We start from the raw sequence: 22,974 nt of genomic DNA, 5'->3' as shown, positions 1-22,974 counted from the left end.
GATTCACTCGAGGTCGTTTTGCATTTCTAAGGCTACTCATGTAACGCGGCTTCTGTAACATCAATATGAATTGATCCAGTTGACCACTCGAACGGTGTTGGTACACTGGTCTGCTGGCTGCTGGAGGGACGTTTCAGAATGAGTCCCCCGATGGCCAGATGATGATCCGATTGGGATCAATTTTGCATTTCACCGTATTTGTCTCTCGCAGAGCAAATGACGCAGAGCATATGACAGGGAAGAGGTGTTCATTGAGTTGGTTTGTAAGTGATCGCCAGCGGTTATTCGTCGTCACGGGACTGATGTTGGGCCTGGTTGTTTCCCTGATGGGGAATCAGGATCTGTGTATTGCTTCTGAGCCATCGAAGAAGATCCCGACAAGTCAGGCCTTTCATGAGAAGGCCATCGCGGATTCAGCGGGAATCGAATGGCAGTCTCCGTTTAACGGAACCAGTCTCGATGGCTGGAAGGTCGTGCTTGCCAACCAGAAGCCGGGTGAAGATCCTGAGAAAATCTTTCAGGTGAGCAATGGAGAAGTCCATGTCTACCGAGACACTCCAGCCGGAAAGAACATGCCATTTGGAGTGATTCTCTCTGATAAATCGTACTCCGATTATCGTTTCCGCTTTGAATACCGTTGGGGCGAAAAGAAGTTCGCTCCGCGACAAAATGCGATTCGCGATGCCGGTCTTCTTTTCCATGTCGTCGGCCCGGAAAAAATCTGGCCGATGAGTGTGGAATGTCAGGTGCAGGAAGGCGACACAGGGGACAACTTCCTTGTTTACACATCAGGTGACTCGCCTGTGGATTCGAGCAAGAAGAAGTTTCTCGACGAAGCGAACGGAGGAGCATTCTCGACCTTCTATAAAAAAGGAGGCGTTACGCGAGTGATCAAGAGTGAAACCCTTGAAAAAGAAGGTTGGAACTCCGTCGAAGTGATCGTCCGTGGCGATGCCGCTATCTATCTTGTGAATGGCAAAGTCAATAACTATGTCGTCAATATGAAGGCTCCAATTGGCCCGAACCAGTCTGTCGTTCCACTCACGGCTGGACGGCTGGCGCTGCAATGTGAAGGCGCGGAACTCTTCTACCGCAAGATGGAAATCCTGCCTTTGAAGACGGCACAGGATTCATCGATGCAAGTGGCTGACGAATCCATTGCACCAATTCCTCCTCGCAGCCCGGAAGAAAGTTTGGCAGCCTGGCAGGTCCGCAAGGGAATGCGTGTTGAATTGGTCGCCGCAGAACCACATGTCATTGACCCTGTTGCAATCGACTGGGCCTTGGATGGCAAAATCTGGATCGCGGAAATGGCCGATTACCCGTTGGGGCTTGACGGAAAAGGAAAGCCGGGTGGTCGGGTTCGTATTCTCGAACGCTCCAAAGACACCGGGAAGTATGACCGGTCGACGGTGTTTCTCGAAGGACTTAATTTTCCCACTGGAATCGCTTGCTGGGGAAAAGGAGTCATCGTGACGGCTGCTCCCGACATCATCTATGCCGAAGATACGAATGGCGATGGTGTTTGTGATGTTAAGAAGGTTCTGTTCAGTGGATTTCATGAAGGAAACCACCAGTTAAGGATCAATGGATTACGTTGGGGACTGGACGGTTGGCTGCATTGTGCGAGCGGCAGTCATCACGCCGGTTACGGCACGAAGAGTCAGATTCATTCACACATCACCGGGAAAGACATTCCTGTCGGCAGTCGCGATTTTCGGTTTGACCCGGCCACTGGTGAGTTGGAACCGCTCTCAGGACCATCGCAATTCGGTCGAAACCGTGATGACTGGGGGAACTGGTTCGGGGTTCAGAACAGTTATCCGTTGTGGCATTACGTCTACGATGAGCGGTACTTTCGCAGGAACCCTGACTTTGTCTCGCCTGACATGCGAGTCCTGTTAAGCGAAGGGAGCCCACGTGTGTTTCCAGTCGCGACAATCGAAGCACAGCCAAACCCACATACTCGAGTCGGCCGCTTCACATCTGCGTGCTCCGGGATGATCTATCGTGATTCTCTGCTTCCGCTTGATCAGAAGTATTCACATGGATTCACCTGCGAACCGGTCCATAATCTGATTCAGCACCACCATCTGAAACGATCTGGTGCCAGCTTCGAGATGACACGTGATGTCGAAGGCGAACTTCCAGACTTTCTGGCATCGACTGATCGCTGGTGTCGTCCTGTTATGGCTCGTACCGGCCCGGATGGAGCTCTTTGGGTTGTCGATATGTACCGGTACATCATTGAACATCCAGAATGGGTTCCGAAAGCGGCCCAGATTGAGCTGGAACCGTATCTCCGTCTGGGAGACGGACGAGGACGCCTGTATCGAGTTGTCCCCGAGAACGGCCAGCATCGGGAAGTTCCTGATGTGCTGGGAGCCACTCCGGTCCAGTTGGTCGAGTTGCTCAATCATGCAAATGGCTGGGTGCGGGATGCAGCACAACGTCGTCTTGTTGAAGCAAAAAATCCTGAGGCAAATGCACTTCTGAGAGAGCAAGTGCGAAAGTCTCCATCGGCCCTCACTCGATTACATTCTCTCTATGCACTGCACAATCAAGGCGCGTGTGAACCTGAGGTCCTGATCAGCTGCTTCGGCGATCAATCGGAAGACATTCGACGACATGCATTGAAGCTGGCTGAGGGAATCAAAACGCCGTCTGATGAATTCGTGGATCAACTGGTGAAGTTGGTGAATGACCCCAGTGATGCAGTCCGGCTCCAACTGGCCTTTTCACTCGGTGAATGGGAACACCCCAAGGTGTTCGAAGCATTCGGAGCAATGTGGGAGAAATCTGGCAATTCACGTCAGATTACAGAAGCGTTGAATAGTTCATTGAACACTACGAATCTCTCTCACGCGGTGATTGCTGTTTCGAAGGAGCCAGTGAAAGACACGCAATCTGCAGCGAGACTTCGAGGTCTGCTTCAGCAGTCGATTGCCAAACTTGAGTCAACGTTCGTTATTGGTTATGTCAGAGAATGGGATGGCGAAAGAGAAAGACTTGCGAATGCAATGATCGCTCTGGATTTAATCAATCGCTATCCGCATAACGGGAAAATGTTTGCGTCTCTTCAAGAGAACAAGGCCAATGAACTCAACGACGAGGCGCGTCGCATCGTTGAAGATGACACGTCTCCTGACTGGTTGAGATTGCTTGGTGTTCAACTTCTGGGCTCACTGTCCCCCTCGAATGCTGACGATCTGGCTCTGGTCAAACGCCTGCTTTCTGTGAACTCTTCCGCAGAGTTGCAAGCTGGTGTCGTGCAAAAGTTGGGAAGACTGCGAAGCCCAGATTCTGGAAGGGTGCTGGTCTCTGGCTGGAGCAGTTATCGGCCGACTGTCCGGAGTTCAATTCTCGATGTCCTCGCTTCACGTGCAGACTGGCTGGAAGTTCTTGTTGAAGCGATCGACAAGAAAATCATCAACCCCAACGAGATTAACCTGACGCTGCAGCAGCGATTTCTCGGTCAGAAGAGTTCCCCACAACTCGACAAACTGAAAGCTCAGCTCAAAGCACACGGTTCGACATCTGCTGCCGTTCAGGTGAAACTGGATGACATTCTGAAGTTAAAGACGGACAGCAATCGCGGTCGGGTCGCCTTCCAGAAACATTGCATCGACTGCCATCAGTTCCGAGGCGAAGGGGTGCTTGTCGGGCCGAACCTTTCTTCCGTCACTGGAAGAACCAGAGCAAGTATGTTCGAAGCAATCCTTGACCCGAATAAAGCAGTCGAGCCGAAGTACCTGAACTATGTCGTCGGACTGGTGGATGGTCGGGTTCTCTCTGGACTCATCGACAATGATTCTGAAAACAGTCTGACCTTGTTGAAGGCCAAAGCGGAGCGGACATCTGTATTGCGATCTGAAGTCGAAGAATTGCAATCATCAGGGAAGAGTCTGATGCCGGAAGGATTTGATCGCACCATCACTCCTCAGGAACTTGCCGACTTGCTGTTCTATCTTGAACAGAGTGGGGACGTCGCTTCCACGAACTGACCTGATACTGGCTGGGACGGTGCCGATCTCAACGATGCTGAATCGCAATCACGCTGCACGAGTCAACGACTTTTGCAGCGTGATTCTTTTTTAATGAGAGCGTTTGCCCGTCAGAAAGCGATCATGGGTGACGCTTGACGACTGGATAGTGCAGCGTGGATAGAACGCTGCTACATGATAGACCGATCCGGTCTAGTTGATGTCGTGCTTTTTCAGTTTGCTGAAGAAGGTGCTTCTTGGGATTCCCATCAGACGAGCCGCTTCTGCTTTGTTTCCGTCGCATTTTGCGAGCGCATCCATCAGTGTCCGACGTTCCTGCTCAAGACTCTGGCGTGTCCCGCGTTGTCCCTTATCACGACGAACGGAACCTGCAACTCCCACCGGCACTGATCTGGACTTCGTCGCCGACTCCAGGAACCCAATGTTTTGTGGTTGAGGCCATGCGGCAGCCTGCTGGACTCCGGAAGGCAAATCATGAACCTGAATCGTTGAACTCTCGGCGAGTACCACGGCTCGTTCAATGACGTTGTCCAATTCACGAATGTTCCCCGGCCAGTGATAGTCATGCAGACACTTCATGGCCTCGTCATCAATGTGCATGACGTTCTTGTTATTTTTGGCTGCGGACCGTCGCAGGAAGTAGATCGCCAGCTCATAGAGATCTTCCTGACGCTCGCGAAGTGGAGGCAAGCCGATGCTGATCACGTTCAGGCGATAGTACAAGTCTTCCCGAAACTCTCCTCTGGCGATCAGTTGCTCCAGGTTTCGGTGAGTTGCCGCCACGATCCTGACATCGACCGCAACCTTTTCGCTGCTCCCGACTGGCTCGATGACCCGTTCTTGCAACACACGCAACAGTTTGACCTGAACCTCTTGCGAGATCTCGCCGATCTCGTCCAGAAAGAGTGTTCCGCCATGAGCCAGTTGAAATCGTCCCTGCTTATCGTTTCGAGCATCTGTAAACGCTCCCTTCACGTGCCCGAACAGTTCGCTTTCAAGTAGCATTGGAGCCAATGCCGCACAGTGAACAGTGACCATCGGTCCGGTCCGACGCTGGCTGTTGTCGTGAATGGTGCGAGCGAGCAGTTCTTTCCCGGTTCCGCTTTCTCCAAGGATCAGGACTGACGAATCGCTGCCTGCAACTTTTTTGACTGTTTCCAGAACCGCCTGAATTGCAGGTGAGTTTCCTTTAATAATGTCGCGACGGAACTCGGTTTCGACCACGGATGGCGATGGGAGTTTTGTGAGGGTCGCGACTTCATTCTGCAAGACCGTCAGTTGACGCTGTTGATCCTCAATCTTGTCCATCTTCTGTTGAAGGTCGTGATTGAGGCGAGTGACATCCTGCTGAACGGTTGCACAATACAACGCGACGCCGGAGATTCTTGCCATCGCTCCGACGAATGCCAGATCTTCCGCTGAGAAGTGTTGATTGTTGGGTTTCGCTCCTAGAACGACGAGCCCTTTAATCTCGCCCTGGATATCCAGGGCGTAAACAACTTCGGCATGGAGATGACGGATCAGTTTTTGGGTGGGGGTAACACTGTGCAGGACTCGCTGCACGACAAGTTCTTCAGCAAGTACATCGAGCACAGCTGGTTCAACACTGATCTGAAGCGGAAGGTCAGTGGTCCCACTTGCGGTAAACATGCGGAATTCGTGTCCATCGCCCCGACGTACGAAGAGTGACGCCTGTTCGACATGAAGAACGTCCCGGCAAGAGTTGAGCAGTGCGTCAGAAACCGCTTCAGGTTCCAATGCGCTCGCAACCACGCTGTTCATGCGATTCAGAGCTTTATCCAGCTGATACTTCTCACTGAAGAACCTGCGGTCGAGAAGACGTTGCAGGGAGTCTCGACCCCAGCTCAAAACGAAGACAGCGGTCATCAGCACCAGCACAATTGGAACCGACTGACCGAAGATCGACAGCTCCTGATTCATTGCACCAACGGCAATCAGCGCAGAGAAGATCAATGTCAGACCGGCGCTGGCGACATAATACCAGGCTCCTTGCGAGACGATCTGATCGATAAGCAGCAGCTTGTAACGGGCGATCCCGATGGCGTAGGCAAACATGAACGCGAGACTCGCTCCAAACATCGGGAGACGTGCCTTGCCGAGAGCGAGTCCAACCTGATCTGCGCCCGCCAGATACATTGTGTATCCAATGAGAACCGACGCCACCAACGCGGCCCAGAGCAGGGACCGCGCCTGACTCTTCTCAAATGGATTTCTGGCAACCAGCAGGCTGCGACGCAATGCAAAGAATGAGAGCAGGAAGTAAGCCGCCGCCACGACGAGAACGCCGTAAACAATGACGCGCATTCTTGGATAGATTTCAGCAGCAGCATGACCTGTCAAACGGTCGATGGTTTGCGCAAATGGCCCTTCACCATGATCGCCTGTCAAGAACGAGGCGGCGATGGTCATGGCTGACAATGAGATGGCTGCCGTGACGGGAAGAATGTAAATCGGCACCAGGTTCCAGAATCGATTCGCTCCAAAACGTTGAGCGGGGAACGGAAAAACCAGGAAGAAGTGGAGCATGAACGCCGGCAATAAAGGACCAGCGATTGCAAACCCCAACGTCAGTAGCGGACTGCCGGCAATCAGCCACCAGTGGCTCCCGCCGACAAAAGCAGCCAGAGTGACTGCGGACAGCACGCAGAAGTGGCGTAACGGGAGATCGAAGGGGCGGTTCCAGTAGGCCATCCCTCCAACAATCAGGATGCACAGTTCGAGTACAAACCACAGCAGTGTCATCGACACACTGAATGTGGGTTGCGCTACGAGCGGCAAGCAGGCCTGCATCGGCTGGGGATTTCCGGGACGTAAGAACCAGACAACCACGATGCGGGACTTATCCAGGTATTCAAAAACCCCCAAATTTGAAAGGGCACTGTCTTCCGTTGGGTCCTTTCCCATGGAGATTCGCGCGGCAGAATCGGTGGTCCAGTTCCGCAAGTCTCGATGAAGCCGTGCCCAGTCTCCAAAAGAGTGAATGGGCCTTCCGGCAGCCGCAATAATCAGGTCACCCACTTCCGGGGTGGTTCCAAGAATCTTGAGGTTCTTGCTCTCAAGTGAACGAAGCTGACTGACATCCCGGATTTCCAACCCACTCCCAACGAGGCTCTTGGAGTTTGTGAGTAGGCATCCCAGTGGAATTGTGGGTTGAGTCGGAACGTACCACAGAACGACGAGAGAATAGAGCACTGAAACGAGAGCGAGCGCCGAAATTCCCCATCGTTGAATCTTCATCGAAATGTTCTTTCAGCGCCCATTTAGACCAAAATCGGCGCCGAAAGTTGCGCCGAAATCGATAGTACAGCCAACTTGAACAAAACTCAAGTTTCAAATTTCGCTGTGCAACTCGATTTCCTACAGTAACTTACAACACCTGTCGTAATTGGGCGCAGGAAATTTCAGATTTGGCACAGAACCTGCAAAACATGTCTGATACCCCAACCGATGCCTTCGGGTCCGGGAGTGATTGTTACTGGCACTTGTTTGCAGCCTGACCCTTTCTGCACGCATACTTCTCACCCACGAGCCGCCAGCGACTGGATCGCTCCTGTTTCCCGAGGGCATTTTTTCTTTTCCCTTTCTGCTCTTGCGCACCGCATCGTTCCGTGTGGTGGTGCCATTCTTTTGCAGAAAAGCATTTCAAGCCCACCCCTTTTTGCTTGGTCGCGCACGTCGTCTATGGTGAGGCTGCGGGTTTTGTTGGAGCTTCTTTCAGGCTCATTGCTGAAGGGATTCTCGGTCCAGGAGCAATATTTACATTGCAACTGTGTCGTTTCTGCAGAAATGGCGAGTTGACCACGGCGCCCGGCGTCTTCTCGACTTTGGTGGAGGGCAATCTCATGGGTGGGAATTGGAGATTGCATTCGCATGCGATGCTCGAGTCAGTTTCTGGCTGATTGGGAATGCAATCACTCAATGCGTATTTCAGTGGGGTCTCGCCTGAAACGCGGGGTGACGGTGGGTGAGTGGTTCGGCTTCACTAATCCTTCGTTCTTGTGTTCAGGGTGTTAGAGAGTTTTGTGTCGCAGATTGGCGCAGACTTCGCCTCTATTGAGAGTTGGATAAATGAGGAAGAGATGAACTTCCGGAATCTGGGAATGCCGTTGTATAAAAAACTCTAAACCTGTCATTGCGTGGCAAATACGACCCGGTCAAGAATTGCAGCGATTTCTGTCTCCCCTACAATCATTGGACGACTCAGAGTGAGTTTCTTAGCCGGGAAGCGGTAGGCCGTCTTCATCAGGCACCCACAGACGCTGACCATTCGTGAAGGAGCCGAAATTGAACTGGCTCAAAGCCTTTGCCACTGCCTCTCTTGGTAAAAAATACCTGATGGGGCTTTCTGGGCTGTTTTTATGCCTGTTTCTCGTAGTGCATCTGGCAGGAAACCTGCTTTTGTATGTGGGGAATGACGCATACAACGAATACGCTGAGAAGCTTCACGGGAATAAAGAGTTCCTGTTGATTGCGGAAGTGCTGCTTTACTCCGCATTTGCCTTTCACATTTCCTACGGGATCTGGCTGCACTTGGGGAACCGGGCTGCTCGCGATCAGCGATATGCAATGGTTCAGTCCAAGCGTGCTGATCGAACATTGAATCCTGCGATGCCTACGCCGGATAAGACAATGTTCATTACCGGGCTCATTGTGTTGATGTACCTCTCGGTTCACCTGAGCGATTTTAAAGGTGAATTCGGTTGGGCTCCGGCGATGGAAGGCCTCTCTCGCGCAGAGAAGGCACAGTTGGTTGTTTCAGACACTGTTCGCGCAGTGATCTATCTGGCTGGGGCCATTGTGCTGGGGATTCACGTTTCCCACGGTTTCCAAAGTTCGTTCCAGTCTCTGGGTCTGAATCATTCCAAGTACACTCCAACAATCCGGAAGCTTTCGATTCTGTTCGGATTTGTTGTTGCGATTGGATTTGGCAGTTTCCCGATCGTCGCCAAGATTGCCAACTGGGGGAAAGTGACCCCGGCTACTGCAGTTGAGAGTGAAGTAACGGAAACACCAGAGACTCCTGCAGCGAGTAATAACTAACCCCTCTCGATCACAGTGGATTTGCTCTCCGCATTTTGTGATGGTCGTGACGACACGCAGCAAAGAGATTCAGGACGGCTTCGATGAGTGATGCTGGCGAATATCGATTGCAATCGCGAACCCCGGATGGTCCGCTCGCCCAGAAGTGGGACAATTGCAAAAATGAGTTGAAACTCATTGCCCCGAATAACAAGCGTAAATACGACATCATTGTCGTCGGGACCGGTTTGGCAGGCGCTTCGGCTGCTGCTTCACTCGCTGAGCTCGGCTACAACGTGAAGTCGTTTTGCTTCCAGGATTCCCCACGGCGTGCGCACAGTATCGCCGCTCAGGGGGGGATTAACGCTGCGAAGAATTACCCGAACGACGGTGACTCGGTTCACCGTCTCTTCTATGACACGATCAAGGGAGGAGACTTCCGGGCTCGTGAATCGAATGTTTATCGGCTTGCTCAGGTCAGTGCGAACATCATTGACCAGTGCGTGGCCCAAGGGGTTCCATTCGCCCGCGAATACGGCGGAACTCTGGCGAACCGAACATTCGGGGGATCTCAAGTTTCCCGAACGTTCTATTGTCGCGGGCAGACCGGGCAGCAGTTGTTGCTGGGAGCTTATAGTTCCCTGATGCGACAGGTCGGGCTCGGCAAGGTCCAAATGTTCCCTCGCCGCGAAATGCTCGACCTCGTCACAATCGACGGCGTTGCACGCGGAATCGTGACTCGAAATCTTGTCACAGGTGAGTTCGAATCGCACGCAGCCCATGCCGTGCTGCTGTGTACTGGTGGATACGGAAACGTGTTCTACCTGTCCACAAATGCCAAGGGATGTAACGTCACCGCCGCATGGCGCTGTCATAAGCGAGGAGCCTTCTTCGCAAATCCTTGCTTCACTCAGATTCACCCGACTTGCATTCCTGTGAAAGGGGATTACCAGTCGAAGCTGACTCTGATGAGTGAGAGCTTGCGTAACGACGGTCGCGTCTGGGTTCCAAAGAAGCAGAACGACACACGCTCACCAGCAAGCATTCCAGACGAGGATCGAGACTATTATCTCGAACGTCGTTACCCGGCCTACGGGAATATGGTGCCTCGAGACGTTGCGAGCCGTGCAGCCAAAGAACGCTGCGACTCAGGCTTCGGTCTCGGTGATAGCGGAAAAGCAGTTTACCTGGACTTCCAGCGTGCGATTCAAGAGCAGGGCGAAGACGTTATTCGCAGCAAGTACGGCAACCTGTTCCATATGTACGAGAAGATTACCGACGAGAACCCGTATAAGGTTCCGATGAGAATCTATCCTGCCGTCCACTACACGATGGGCGGACTCTGGGTTGATTATCATCTCGAAAGTACCGTTCCGGGTCTGTATGTGCTTGGGGAAGCCAACTTCTCTGACCACGGTGCAAACCGCCTCGGAGCATCCGCTCTGATGCAAGGACTCGCTGACGGTTACTTCGTGATTCCATATACCGTGGGGCATCACCTCGCATCTCGACCATTGCCAGCAGTGACAACTGCTCACCCTCGATTTGAGGAAGTGAAGTCAGAAGCTGTGGGTCGCGTTCAGAAGATGTTGAGCATCAACGGAAAGCGAAGTGTCACGAGCTTCCACCGTGCTCTCGGCGAGATCATGTGGAACAATTGCGGGATGGCACGAACTGAAGCCAGCCTGAAGCAGGCGATCCAGAATATCAGCGAACTTCGCCATGAGTTCTGGCAGAACGTGCATGTTCCTGGCTCAGGGAACGATTTCAATCAACAGGTTGAACAAGCCGGTCGAGTCGCAGACTTCCTCGAGTTCGGGGAGTTGATGTGTCGAGACGCGCTGGAACGCGAAGAATCGTGTGGTGGGCACTTCCGTGAGGAACACCGCACCGAAGATGGTGAAGCCAAGCGTAATGACGACCAATTCGCCCACGTTGCTGCATGGGAACATGCGGGAAGCGACGTCTCGGCAGAGATTCGTCATAAAGAACAATTGGCCTTCGAAACGATTCATATGTCGACCCGAAGCTACAAATAACGGTTTACCAACTTTGTTATTGTAACTTTCCGGATCAGATCACTTTCAAAGAACGACCGATTCCCATGATCAGCCCAGGCAAGAATAAGCTCAGTCTGACACTGAAGGTCTGGCGTCAGGCAAGCCCCAAAGCATCGGGAAGCTTCCGTGAGTACAATCTTCAGGACATCTCTCCGGATATGTCATTCCTGGAGATGTTGGATATTCTGAACGAACAGCTGATCGCAGATGGCCAGGAGCCGGTTGCATTTGATCATGACTGCCGTGAAGGGATCTGTGGTGCCTGCGGGGTGGTGATCAATGGTCAGGCTCACGGACCAGACCGTGAGACTACGACCTGCCAATTGCACATGCGACGGTTCGAAGATGGCGACACCATCGTTATTGAACCATGGCGTGCGAATGCGTTTCCAGTCGTGAAAGATCTTGTTGTCGATCGCGGTGCGTTCGATCGGATTATCAAGGCCGGCGGCTATGTGTCGATGAAGGCTGGTCAGGCTCCGGATGGCAATAGCGTTCCGATTCCACGTCAGGATCAGGAAAGTGCTCTGGATGCCGCGGTTTGTATCGGTTGCGGTGCCTGTGTCGCGGCCTGTACCAATGCTTCTGCAATGCTCTTTACATCAGCAAAGGTTTCGCACCTCGCTCAGTTGCCACAAGGTGCTCCAGAGCGTCATGAGCGCGTCTTGAACATGGTCGCGCAAATGGACAAAGAGAAGTTCGGCGCTTGCACGAACATCTATGAGTGCGAAGCTGCCTGTCCAGCAGGCGTGAAAGTGACTCACATCGCCCGCATGAATCGTGAATACCTGAAGGCGACTTTGTTTGCTCAGGAAGAATCGAAAGACGGCGGCGGAAACGGATAATTGAGCATTCTCGATTGGTGAATACGTCGTATTTCAGGGACGAATACCCGGGATCGCCGCTTCGCCAGACGGTTTCAGTCGAATTCAACACTGAAATCGCAGCAGGCCAACGAGAACAATTGAAGCAATCTCTGAACAGGGCTGGCGACTGTGTCGTCAGCCCTGTTTTCATTATACTTTTCTCATCGGCTCTCTCGCCGTGATGTCCGTCCCGCCACTTGTCCTTCCCTGAATGGCACGACTGATGCAATTTCGACTGAGCTTTATACGGAATCAGCCAGATATCACGATCAATCGATCACGTTCGCAAGTTGAGAATGTGCGGATGTGGTTCTCGGTGGGTTTGACTGCTTCAGCCGCCTTTCTGATCCATGCGCTTTCCATCACGGCGGAGGCGTCTGGAGTTCCTGCAGCTGCGGCGGTTCCGGAATATTCGCCAGCGTTAGTTGCAGATCTGGTCAAAGCCAGTGAACAAGGAAACGGGAAACGAGGGGCATCCGTTTTTGCTTCTTCCAAGTTCGGTTGCATTGCCTGTCACAAGGTGGGTGAACATGGGGGGCAGATCGGTCCTGATCTTTCATTGATCGGGAAGCAGCGTAAGCCGGAACAGATCGTGGAATCGCTGCTCTGGCCGAAGCGAGAGGTTGCCAAGGAATTCGTGCCGCATCGAGTGGTGACAGTTGAAGGAAAAGTGCTGCAAGGCTATCTGCACAGTGAGACGGATTCGGATCTCTCTTTGAAAGATCCTTCGACCTTGCAGATTACGAAGATTCCGCTCGACGACATTGATGCCCGTGTGCATGGTGACACATTGATGCCGGATGGATTGACCACCGGGATGAATGCCGTGGAGAAGCAGAACTTAATCAGCTTTCTCAGCCAGCTCGGGCGAGACGGTGGAATTGCAGCGGATTCCGTGGCGTCAGTCCTGGTTCGAGGACTTTCACATGCTCACGGACCGGCCAAGTTCGAATATGGATTAGCTCCGTTGAAGCCTGAAAACTGGCCTTTGCATACGACACCGACCAACTCGCTTCGTGTTTACGATTTCTATGAGAAACAGGCTGACTATTTCCGAAATCAAGAGAAGGTGCCAGCGCTGTTGATGGAGTTCCCGGGCGTTGAAGGCCCTGGTGGCGACTCGGAAATGCGTCGGCAGGCGAAGGAAGACGATACTCGTTGGAATGACACGAAGGGGACACCAGTTCTGACGGGCGTTTTCCGTTCCGGTGAGCTCACAATCCCGCGCGGGATTTGCGTTCGTCTGGGGGAAGACGGCGACATGGGCGTCTGCTTCAATCCGGAAACACTGCAATACGAGGCGCTCTGGAATAATGGATTCCTGAAATTCTCCCCTGTTCGTCACGGCTTTATGGATGGGCTCGTTCCTGCCGGCACGATGTTGCCGACTCCTGAAGCGAACAAGGTTGAAGGACCGTTCAGGTATCAGGGTTTTTACCGAACTGGCAATCAGATTGTCTTTGCTTACAAGATCGGAGACGTGGAGTATCTCGATGCTCCAACCGTTGAGAACGGAGCCTTTAAACGCGTTGTTGCTCCTGTTGAGAAGCACCCGATGCGGTCTGTTCTTCAGGGGGGGGCTCCTTTGTGGAACGAAGAGATTGTCTGTCCGATTGAATTCGGAAAAGGAAAGCCCTATGCCGTTGATACGATTCAGCTCCCCTTCCAGAACCCATGGAATGATCTGCTGTTTCTGGGAGGAGTTGCATTCCTTCCGGATGGTGCTGCACTGATTTGTTCGATGCAGGGAGATGTCTGGCGGGCGGAAGGATATGAAGCTCCATCGAAACAGGTCCGTTGGCGAAAAGTTGCGTCCGGGATGCAGCAGGCTCAAGGGATCGTGGCTGATCAGGACGGCGTCTTCGTTCTGGGACGCGATCAGATTACGCGCTTGCACGACCTCAACGGTGATGGCGAATACGAGTTCAATGAAAGTTTCAGCAATGGATACGTGACATCTGTTTCCGGTCACGACTTCATCTGTGGGCTTGAACGAGATGCCGCTGGAAACTTCTATACATCATCGAGCAAGCAGGGATTGTTGAAGATCTCTCCAGACGGGAAGACACTGTCGATCATTGCGACAGGGTTCCGAAACCCGGACGGAGTCGGAATCATGGCTGATGGGACAGTGACTGTTCCGTGCTCACAGGGGCAATGGACTCCAGCATCAATGATCTGTGCCGTTCGTCCACCATTTGCAACCAATGAAGCCGCCGCACCGTACTTTGGATATGGTGGGCCAAAAGATGGAAAGCCACCTGAACTGCCGTTTGCTTATCTCCCGCGAGGGCTGGATAACTCTAGTGGTGGGCAGACGCTTGTTCGCAGTGATAAATGGGGACCGCTTCAAGGGCAGTTGCTGCACTTCTCGTATGGTGCGAGCCGGTATCATCTGGTTTTGCGAGACGAGGTTGCAGGCCAGATCCAGGGCGGAGTTGTGCCGATGGTCGGCGACTTCCGTTCAGGTGTTCACCGTGGTCTTTTCAGCCCGAAAGATGGTCAGCTTTATGTCGCCGGTCAGGCTGGCTGGGGAGCATTCACTGTCGATGATGGCAACTTCGAACGAGTGCGTTATACCGGAGATCCCGTCCAGATTCCGGTTGGGTTCCATACGTATCAGAATGGGGTTCGAATCGATTTTTCAGAACAGATCGATCCTCAAACGGCATCCAATGTCCGCAATCATTTCGCACAATGCTGGAACTATCGCTACAGCGGTGCGTATGGGTCTCCTGAATTTTCGGCAGAACATCCTGGAACTCCCGGGCATGATGTTCTGGAGATTCAATCAGCGCATGTCCTGAAAAATGGGAAGTCTCTGTTTCTTGAGATTCCGGAGATTCAACCGGTCAATCAATTGTATGTGCGAATGCTGGTTGATCAGGGAGATCCACAGGATCTGTTTATGACAGTTCACAAACTGGATCTGCCATTCACCGAGTTCGCAGGTTATCAGCCATTGGAGAAGGTGATTCACCAGCACCCGATCCTTGCGGATATGGCTCTGGAATCAAGTCGTGTTCCAAACCCTTGGCGTAACGCGATCAAGGGGGCACGCAAAGTGACTCTCAAGACGTCAGGCAACCTGCAATTTGAGTCACGAAATCTGAAAGCCAAAGCAGGTGAAGTTCTCCAGTTTACGCTGTCAAATCCGGATGCCGTTCCGCACAACTGGGCGTTGCTGAAACCGGGGAAACTCGAAACTGTCGGGAAGCTATCCAACCTCCTTGTCGGTGATCCTGATGGATACGCGAAACAGTATATCCCTGCGACCGAGGACGTCGTTGCTTATGTCGACATTGTCGATCCAGGCAAGAGTTCGACCATCTTTTTCAAGGTGCCGGATGAACCGGGGCAGTACCCCTATGTCTGTACTTTTCCGGGGCACTGGACCGTCATGAATGGGATTCTGACTGTCACGAAGTAGTTCCGGTCGAGACCGCTTCGTTCTGCCAAGTGGCGACTCAGGATTCGGTTCACCTGTTGAATCGAATCCTGCAGCGTGCCGGCGATTTCAATTCAGAAATTGCATCAGTTCAGGCGAGCCCCATCGCCGGTGATGAGATGTCGATAAGGCAATCTCTCCTTTGAGTTCATTCAGGGAGATGTGCCGCGGGCATCGGCTTTTTTCTTCATTAGATTCATTGGAAACGCATCCAGAATGTTTGGCCTGTTAAATATCAACAAAGTGTCCGGAGTTTCATCACGAGACGCAGTCAATCGTGTGAGCCAGCTTGTTGGACGCCGGATTAAAGTTGGTCATGCCGGTACTCTTGATCCGTTGGCGACGGGGGTTCTGGTTCTGTGTGTCGGCCCTGCAACTCGACTGGTTCCGTGGATTCATGATCATCTGAAGACTTATGAAGCGGTCTTTAAGATTGGTTATCGCAGCGATACCGAAGATGTTGATGGAGTGATCGAGCCGGTCCCGGTTCCGATTCCATTGACCGAAGAACGGATTCGAGAGCACCTCCCGGACTTCCGAGGGCACATTCAACAGATTCCCCCTGCACATTCTGCGATCAAGATTAACGGGCGTCGTGCATACGACATTGCTCGAGCAGGGAAGACTGTTGATCTTGAACCTCGCGATGTGTTCATCAATCAGTTGCATTTGACCGAATGTACTGCGACAGAGTTTCGTCTTACGGTCGAATGCGGGACTGGGACTTACATTCGCTCGCTGGGACGGGATCTTGCTCGAAAACTCGGCACAGAAGCTGTCATGTCGTCACTGGTGCGAACCCAAGTCGGTGCCTTCACCGTGGAAGACAGTATTTCCATCGAGAGTCTGACTCAGGAGAACATTGCAGATGCGTTGCGTTCTCCGTTGTCGCTGCTGGATCATTTACACTGCTACCATGCGACGAGATCAGATTCACAGAAGATGGTCTGGGGACAACGACTGCCGATTCCCGATCAACTGAAGGCGGCAGAAGGCGACTCCGTTTATGCCGTCAATTCAGAGGGCGAGCTTGTTGGACTTCTGGAAGTGCAATCTGGGAGACTCGCTCCTCAGAGCATTTTTGTGAAGAAGGAATCTTTCCTTTAAACCGAATTCGCTCCAGCGAGTTCGCTGCGATTCGCTCTTGATATGGTGGGCCGGGATCAGACCATAATCATGAGTCAAAGGACTGACTTAACTTTACTTGCGTCGGTACATCACATCGCGTTTCGAATCGCCGGACTGATTTCAACGGCCATCGTATTTCGACTTCAACTCATCACCATTGCGGGCCTGCAGTGCACCAATTCCTCGACGACGAGTCTCTCGCGCTTTTACAACTCAATTTAACACCGGGTTTGGGGCCGAGATATCAGTCCCTGCTTCTGGCGAGATTTGGGACCGCCCAATCTATCTTTTCTGCAAGTCCGGCGGATCTGCTGACTGTCGATGGAATTGGACCCAAGGTGACTGCGGAAATCCGTAATCGCTCTGACTTCGTTGAAGCGGAAAAGGAGTGGGAGCTCTGCCGCGACACTGGGACTTCGGTGGTGTTCAAGAATCAGGGGAATTACCCGATGTCCCTGAAAGAAACTTACGATCCGCCTCCTGTCCTCTACTATCGGGGAACGCTGCTGGATCAGGACTTGATGTCCATCGGGATTGTGGGATCGCGACAATGTTCACATTACGGACGTTCGATCGCACAAAAGTTCTCGCAACAGCTTGCACGAGTTGGCATCACCGTGATCAGCGGTCTCGCTCGGGGAATTGATGCTGCTGCGCATCGGGGAGCGTTGGAAAGTGGAGGCAGAACACTGGCTGTGTGTGCTCCGGGGTTGAATCATATCTACCCTCCAGAGCATCGGGACTTGTCAGAAGAGATTACTCAATCCGGGGCGATCATTTCTGAATCCCCATTGAATCGGTCCGCACAACGCGGGTTGTTTCCACAACGAAATCGGGTGATTGCTGGTCTGTCACAAGGCGTGTTGATTGTCGAAGCGACTCGTACCAGCGGTTCGCTGCACACGGCCAGACACGCGCTGGAGCAGGGACGTGATGTATTTGCGGTTCCTGGCCGAATTGACACGGTGACAAGTGAAGGGTGTCATGATTTAATTCGAGATGGTGCTGTACTCGTGCGTCGTGTTGAAGACATCATTGACGTACTGGGACCAACTGTTAGTCCGGTGAAAATGGGTCCTGAAAAGGTTGTCGCGGTGGCGAGAGAGTTAAACTTGAATGAGCAGGAACAAGCGGTGCTCAATCTGGTGGACTTCAGCGCCGTTACCGTTGATTCGATACTGTCAAAATCAGATCTCGAATCACACCGAGTTCTGTCGACACTGGTTGTCCTTGAAATGAAGCGTCTGGTCCGCCGACTCCCCGGTGGTAACATTGAACGGGTGACTGGATGACATCAAAAATGAGCGAATTTTCGCGGTTCAGTCACCAAGGCGAGAAGAAGTACTTCCATCGTCGTACTGAACCTGGTGCCGCACCCGGTACGCTTGTTTCTGATAAGACAAAGCACCCGACAACGATTCGGGCGACCATTTTTAGTTCAGACGCTTATCGGGAATTGAAAATCGAGAAGGTTGAAGACCTTCCGACGCCGCACCCGGAACAGGTCGTCTGGCTGGATGTCACTGGCCTTGCCGACGCTCATATCATCGCGGAGATTGGTAAGAAATACGGGCTCCACTCGTTGGCGCTCGAAGACGTCCTGCACGTGCACCAACGCGCGAAAGTCGAAGAATATGAAGCCGTCCTCTTCGTCGTGGCTCGAATGCTGTATGAGGATGACATGCTGGAAAGCGAACAGCTGAGTCTGTTCCTTGGGCGTGGATTTGTGGTGACGTTTCAGGAAGAGAGCGGAGACTGCTTCAACATTATTCGAGAGCGGATTCGAAAAGGGAGTCGGATCACGACTCGGAATGCTGACTATCTTGTCTATGCTTTGATCGATGCCATCATTGATGAGTATTTTCCCCGACTTGAACATTTAGGGAACTTGCTTGAGGAGATCGACGTCGGTATTGCTGGCGGAAACAGCCGTCACTCGATGGCTGCACTGCACGATGTGCGTCGGAACCTGCTTTTCATTCGCAAACTGCTTTGGCAGCACCGCGACGCTCTCGCTGTACTGGTTCGCCAGGAAAGCCGCATCATCGCTCCAGAGACTCAGGTCTATTTGCGCGACTGTCTCGACCATGTTGTTCAGCTTCTGGACGTTGCAGAAACCGATCGAGAAACCTGTGTTGCTTTGCAGGAACTGGCTCTCTCGGAAATTGGCCTGCGGACCAACGATGTAATGCGCATGCTGACTTTGATGACGACGGTGTTCATGCCGTTGACGCTGATTGCAGGGATCTATGGAATGAACTTCAGCCCCGACGCGTCGCCGCTCAATATGCCAGAATTGAAGTGGTATTTCGGTTATCCGATGGCGTTGTTAGAGATGGGCATTCTCGCCGTGGTCATGATTATTTTCTTTTGGCGCCGTGGCTGGTTCTACCGGTAGTCGCTTCGGGAACTTCTGCCGAGGTGGGCAGGCATCCTCAATGTGAAAATACGCAAGTTGTTTTCTAGTTGAATCTTGCGTGCTGAATGTGGGGCGCGTTTCTTCGTTTTTGATCCTCCGGTTCTGTCACCACCGATCAAATCGAAAACTCCTGTTCGTTTAGCTTGCAACAGGATTTCGCACATGTCATATTCTTTGAAGACTTTGGGTACTGAGACTCAGTCTCAGTTTGATGGGCTCCAGAATTGTCGATGAATATTGCAGGTTACGGAACGAATAGCCCGTCACTTGAGCGCTGGCAGGTTGCGATCCCCCCCATTCCGCTCATGATCCCCTCGAATCCCGGCGAACTGTTTTCCACTCCCAAGGCTGTGACGGAATTCATTCCACCCGCCTTTAATCGCGAATCACATTCGGAATCATTTGTTGCGATGCCCATTGCGGTGAATCAGGCATCCAGCAGTTGTGATTGGTGAGCATAAAGTTTTAAGGACTAACTGCATGAATCCTCCACCAGTCGACACTTCCGAATCATCTTCGGTTGGTGAACTCTCCTCAGTTGGAGGACAGGGCGATTCCCGGCAGTCCGCATCAACAAGCTCAACGCTGTCACCGATCGAGCAGATTCGTGCCAATTCTGCAGCAAATGATGGCGTGAAACCTGTTGTACGCCATAGAAGCAAAGCGCTGAAGGCTGTATTGCACCTGACTCGTCGTGGCCACCTCTATGCAGGCCTCCTGCTCATTCCGTGGGTGTTTCTGTATGGAGTGACCGGGTTTCTCTTCAATCATCCCAATGTCTGGCCTGATCAGGAAATGATTGAAATTACGAAGCGCCACACTCAAGGAACCGATCTCGCGAAGCTGCCGAAAGCTCAGGAGATCGCTGCGGAAGTGGTTGCGTCACTAAATGCCAAGAACAAGGCTCAGTATGAGCTGATCAATCCGGGCGCAATCAATTTCGGTCGCGGGGGATTCAGTATCACTGTGCTTGGTGAAGGCAAAAAGCAATATAGCGTCGCGTTGAATTCTAATGGAACGGGAACGATGCGAGCTCTCCCTGCTGGGCAGGGGGGGCAAGGCGCAACACCTGCTGGACCGGGAGCTGCTGGAGGACGTGGTCGAGCAGCCGGCGGTGCAGGCCCCGGTGGGGGCGGTCCTGGCAGCCCGGGAGGTGCTGAAGGAGCAGTCGAAGGTGGACGACGTCGCGGAGGCGCTGAAGGTGGACGCGGAGAAGGCGGACCGGAAGGTGGTGGACGTCAACGCGGTGCTGGAGGAAGTGTTCAACCATCTCAGCCGGCAGCACCATTTGCAGTCGCCAGCGGTTTGATGCTAAGCAAGTCACCATTGGATGCTGTCGCGTTCGCGATGCCTGAAGTCCTTCGCAATCTGAAGATGGACTCAGCGACAGTCAACGAGATTCGTTTGAACCCGTTGACCTTCACGATCGAAGGTGAAGGCAAGAGGTGGTCGGTGACTTATAACGTTCTGACCGGGTCTGTCACCGGGACGGAAGCGCCAGATGCTCGTGAAGGCACGGCCATGTCGTTCCGCCGGTTCCTGCTGCGTTTGCATATGGCACATGGGTATCCTGCTGATGAATCCAACATGCGTTGGGTCTGGGCAATTATGGTCGATGCAATGTCCTTCATCATGGTGTTCTGGGGAATCTCAGGAATCGTCATGTGGTGGCAGATCAAACGCACTCGATTGCTCGGAGGAATTTGTCTGGGCGTGAGCCTCATGGCAGCAACGTATATCGGGATTGGTATGCACGAGCTGATCACAGTCGCAGGCCGTTAAATCGGTTCTGTCGAACAGTTGGTCACACAGCGGCTTGGACCTCGAATCAAATGCAATGGTGCCATTGAGACAATCGATGTCCTAAGGTGCCTTGAGGAGCATACTCATGAAGAAAATATTGACGCTGGCGTTGCTCTGTGCGTCTTTGACACCGATCACTGCGTCAGCACATGGACTCTGGATTTCCATTCGTCCAGCCAGTGGAAAGAGCGAAGCGGCAACGGCTTCGTTTGCCGACGGTGCTGAACCTGGAAGTTCTGCGATGCTTGATCGTCTCAGCCAGATCAAACTGGTTGCGGCGACAAGTGAAACCGAGCGGCAACCGGTCAGCATGGTTCGCGTCGTCTCAGGTGAACTCGGTGCATATATCGGGAAGATTCCCGCCGAAAACGTTCTTCAACTGGAAGCGGTCTGCGAAGTGGGGACTGCCCCTGCAACAGGGACACGAGGCGGTGCATCGGGAGGATCTGGCGGAGTCGGTGGCCCGAGTGGAGCAGGGGGAAGTCCTCGGGCAGAAGCGGCGCCAAGAGCGTCTCGTCAGGTCTATTACGCGAAGTACGTTCGGGTTCAGGGGAACAAGATTGCAAAAGTCCGTTCAAACCCTGAGCTGGTTCTGGATCTGGTCCCAGAATGGAACGGCAGCAAACTGACGATTTCAGCGTTCTACAACGGTCAGCCTATCTCGGAAAGCCGCATCTCAATCGCTGGACCAGACGGGTTTCAGGAACGTACTGAAACCGACGACATTGGCACTGTCGAATTCAGTGATCTGAAGCCAGGACGGTATCTGGTTGAAATGCGATATGAAGAGAGCAGTCGCGATGAGACCGGGGAAGAACCAGCGGCCCGAGTCACCAGCGAAAGCACACTGGTCATTGATATTCAGTAACACCAGACACGTCTGAAAATAAAACGGAGTGGTCTCGATGAAGAGATCACTCCGTTTTTATTTGGATCGACGCTTTATTGCAGAGAGCGAATTCGCTTGATGTCAGCTCAGCTGTTTCGCAATCGCCGATTATTTGGTTTCTTCTTTCAGCTCTTTCAATTTTTCAACGACCAGTCGAGTGAGTTCGACCAGTCCTTTGCCTGTGGCTGAAGAAATGCGAAGTACCGGTCGCCCGAGATCTTCTTCGAGGAGCTCTGCGATTGGTTCCGCGTCGGGAAGTTCACATTTGGTGACGACCAGGATCTCCGGGCGATTGATCAGCTCCGGATCATAGAGACGCAGCTCTTCACGAATCTGGTGATAGTTTGTGACCGGATCGGTTTGATCCATTGGAGTCGGCTCGACCAGATGCACGAAGAGTCTTGTTCGCTGAACGTGCTTCAGGAACTCGTGTCCCAAGCCGACACCTGCATGGGCTCCTTCGATCAGCCCGGGGATATCGGCCAGCAGGAAGGACTCTTCATAGCCGACTCGCACCATCCCCAGATTCGGGTACTTCGTGGTGAACGGGTAAGCCGCAATTTCAGGCTTCGCACGAGACAGCCGGCTCAGAAGGGTACTTTTACCGGCATTCGGTTTCCCAACGAGACCAACGTCTGCAATCAGTTTCAATTCAAGAGTGACTTCACGGACTTCGCCTGGTTCACCATCTTCGAAGTGACGCGGAGCTCGTTCGACAGAGGAGGCAAAACGCTTATTTCCGCGTCCGCCTTTGCCCCCTTTGGCAATCGCGATTTCCTGACCATGATTCAGAAGCTCGGTGATGATGAAATCATCGTGCCGGTCTTTAATCACAGTTCCCGGTGGGACAAGGATAATCGTGTCCTTCCCGGATTTCCCTGTACAGAGCGCCCCTTCACCTGGTCGGCCGGCATCAGCATTCCAGGTAAAGTGACCAACGAGACTTGAAAGGCTTCCCAGATTCTCGTCAGCGCGAATGATGACGCTGCCCCCACTTCCGCCGTCGCCGCCATCTGGCCCGCCACGTGGAATGAATGCCTCACGACGAAAACTGCAACAGCCTTTTCCGCCATCGCCTGCCCGACACTCCAGCTCAACACGATCGATAAACATGACAGAACTTCAACAGACTTGTTTTATGGACTGAAGCAAATTTACCCCACAGATTGCTAGTGAGTTTCTTTCAATGGATGAAAGAGACCTGACAATGCATGGGAGCAAATTGAGTTCAGTCAACGGGAGACGCCGGCAAGAAATCAGGAGGCATCGCGGTTGACTACAAACAACCAATTTCATCCTAGTTTAGTTATGGGCGGG

The 22,974-nt window shown here is 52.7% G+C and carries 13 protein-coding genes; 11 read left to right on the top strand and 2 right to left on the bottom strand.

Translation table 11 applies throughout. The features are described from left to right. Window positions 1-251 precede the first annotated feature (251 nt). A complete protein-coding gene (locus tag SH527x_RS08520) occupies window positions 252-4,004 on the top strand; it encodes a PVC-type heme-binding CxxCH protein (RefSeq protein ID WP_437194232.1) in 3,753 nt (1,250 codons plus the stop codon). 192 nt (window positions 4,005-4,196) lie between these two features. On the opposite strand, the gene SH527x_RS08515 is transcribed toward SH527x_RS08520, so the two are convergent. Then, on the bottom strand, window positions 4,197-7,262 hold the full coding sequence (locus SH527x_RS08515; protein ID WP_437194231.1) for a sigma 54-interacting transcriptional regulator: 3,066 nt from the start codon (window positions 7,260-7,262) through the stop codon (window positions 4,197-4,199). Window positions 7,263-8,309: 1,047 nt separating this feature from the next. On the opposite strand from SH527x_RS08515, the gene SH527x_RS08510 reads away from it, so the two are divergent. The 10 genes from SH527x_RS08510 (at window position 8,310) to SH527x_RS08465 (ending at window position 21,636) form a co-directional block, all read left to right on the top strand. Beyond that, window positions 8,310-9,065 carry a succinate dehydrogenase cytochrome b subunit gene (locus SH527x_RS08510; protein ID WP_437194230.1) on the top strand — a complete coding sequence of 252 codons (756 nt, stop codon included), beginning with the start codon at window positions 8,310-8,312 and terminating at the stop codon, window positions 9,063-9,065. An 83-nt stretch (window positions 9,066-9,148) separates the two neighbouring features. Then, window positions 9,149-11,083, top strand: coding sequence for a fumarate reductase/succinate dehydrogenase flavoprotein subunit (locus tag SH527x_RS08505; RefSeq protein WP_437194229.1), 1,935 nt, complete (start codon window positions 9,149-9,151; stop codon window positions 11,081-11,083). A gap of 65 nt (window positions 11,084-11,148) precedes the next feature. Further along, entirely contained in the window at window positions 11,149-11,949 is an 801-nt protein-coding gene (locus SH527x_RS08500; protein ID WP_437194228.1) for a succinate dehydrogenase/fumarate reductase iron-sulfur subunit, read from the top strand. Between the two features lie 244 nt (window positions 11,950-12,193). Then, complete coding sequence (locus SH527x_RS08495) at window positions 12,194-15,400, top strand: DUF6797 domain-containing protein (RefSeq protein WP_437194227.1); 3,207 nt, start codon at window positions 12,194-12,196, stop codon at window positions 15,398-15,400. A 234-nt stretch (window positions 15,401-15,634) separates the two neighbouring features. Beyond that, window positions 15,635-16,525, top strand: a complete 891-nt coding sequence (gene truB / locus SH527x_RS08490) for a tRNA pseudouridine(55) synthase TruB (RefSeq protein ID WP_437194226.1) — start codon at window positions 15,635-15,637, stop codon at window positions 16,523-16,525. Between the two features lie 359 nt (window positions 16,526-16,884). Next, window positions 16,885-17,838: a DNA-processing protein DprA gene (gene dprA, locus SH527x_RS08485; protein ID WP_437194225.1), complete on the top strand. Its 954-nt coding sequence runs from the start codon at window positions 16,885-16,887 to the stop codon at window positions 17,836-17,838. Window positions 17,839-17,846: 8 nt separating this feature from the next. Beyond that, on the top strand, window positions 17,847-18,944 hold the full coding sequence (gene corA / locus SH527x_RS08480; RefSeq protein WP_437194224.1) for a magnesium/cobalt transporter CorA: 1,098 nt from the start codon (window positions 17,847-17,849) through the stop codon (window positions 18,942-18,944). Window positions 18,945-19,195: 251 nt separating this feature from the next. Further along, complete coding sequence (locus tag SH527x_RS08475; RefSeq protein ID WP_437194223.1) at window positions 19,196-19,420, top strand: hypothetical protein; 225 nt, start codon at window positions 19,196-19,198, stop codon at window positions 19,418-19,420. 25 nt (window positions 19,421-19,445) lie between these two features. Then, window positions 19,446-20,747, top strand: a complete 1,302-nt coding sequence (locus SH527x_RS08470) for a PepSY domain-containing protein (RefSeq protein WP_437194222.1) — start codon at window positions 19,446-19,448, stop codon at window positions 20,745-20,747. Between the two features lie 106 nt (window positions 20,748-20,853). Continuing rightward, complete coding sequence (locus tag SH527x_RS08465; RefSeq protein ID WP_437194221.1) at window positions 20,854-21,636, top strand: hypothetical protein; 783 nt, start codon at window positions 20,854-20,856, stop codon at window positions 21,634-21,636. Window positions 21,637-21,765: 129 nt separating this feature from the next. Here SH527x_RS08465 and obgE read toward each other — a convergent pair whose 3' ends face one another. Continuing rightward, on the bottom strand, window positions 21,766-22,770 hold the full coding sequence (gene obgE, locus SH527x_RS08460) for a GTPase ObgE (RefSeq protein ID WP_437194220.1): 1,005 nt from the start codon (window positions 22,768-22,770) through the stop codon (window positions 21,766-21,768). Window positions 22,771-22,974 lie beyond the last annotated feature (204 nt).

Source organism: Planctomicrobium limosum, assembly GCF_051465645.1.
GTDB lineage: Bacteria > Planctomycetota > Planctomycetia > Planctomycetales > Planctomycetaceae > Planctomicrobium.
This window is presented reverse-complemented; position numbering and strand designations above follow the sequence as displayed.

Bases quoted from the DNA above. Each gene is read 5' to 3' on its own strand.
- SH527x_RS08465 (WP_437194221.1), top strand. From the start codon at position 20,854: ATGAAGAAAATATTGACGCTGGCGTTGCTCTGTGCGTCTTTGACACCG.
- SH527x_RS08475 (WP_437194223.1), top strand. From the start codon at position 19,196: ATGAATATTGCAGGTTACGGAACGAATAGCCCGTCACTTGAGCGCTGG.
- SH527x_RS08500 (WP_437194228.1), top strand. From the start codon at position 11,149: ATGATCAGCCCAGGCAAGAATAAGCTCAGTCTGACACTGAAGGTCTGG.
- SH527x_RS08505 (WP_437194229.1), top strand. From the start codon at position 9,149: ATGAGTGATGCTGGCGAATATCGATTGCAATCGCGAACCCCGGATGGT.
- SH527x_RS08470 (WP_437194222.1), top strand. From the start codon at position 19,446: ATGAATCCTCCACCAGTCGACACTTCCGAATCATCTTCGGTTGGTGAA.
- SH527x_RS08515 (WP_437194231.1), bottom strand. From the start codon at position 7,262: ATGAAGATTCAACGATGGGGAATTTCGGCGCTCGCTCTCGTTTCAGTG.
- obgE (WP_437194220.1), bottom strand. From the start codon at position 22,770: ATGTTTATCGATCGTGTTGAGCTGGAGTGTCGGGCAGGCGATGGCGGA.
- truB (WP_437194226.1), top strand. From the start codon at position 15,635: ATGTTTGGCCTGTTAAATATCAACAAAGTGTCCGGAGTTTCATCACGA.
- SH527x_RS08495 (WP_437194227.1), top strand. From the start codon at position 12,194: ATGCAATTTCGACTGAGCTTTATACGGAATCAGCCAGATATCACGATC.
- corA (WP_437194224.1), top strand. From the start codon at position 17,847: ATGAGCGAATTTTCGCGGTTCAGTCACCAAGGCGAGAAGAAGTACTTC.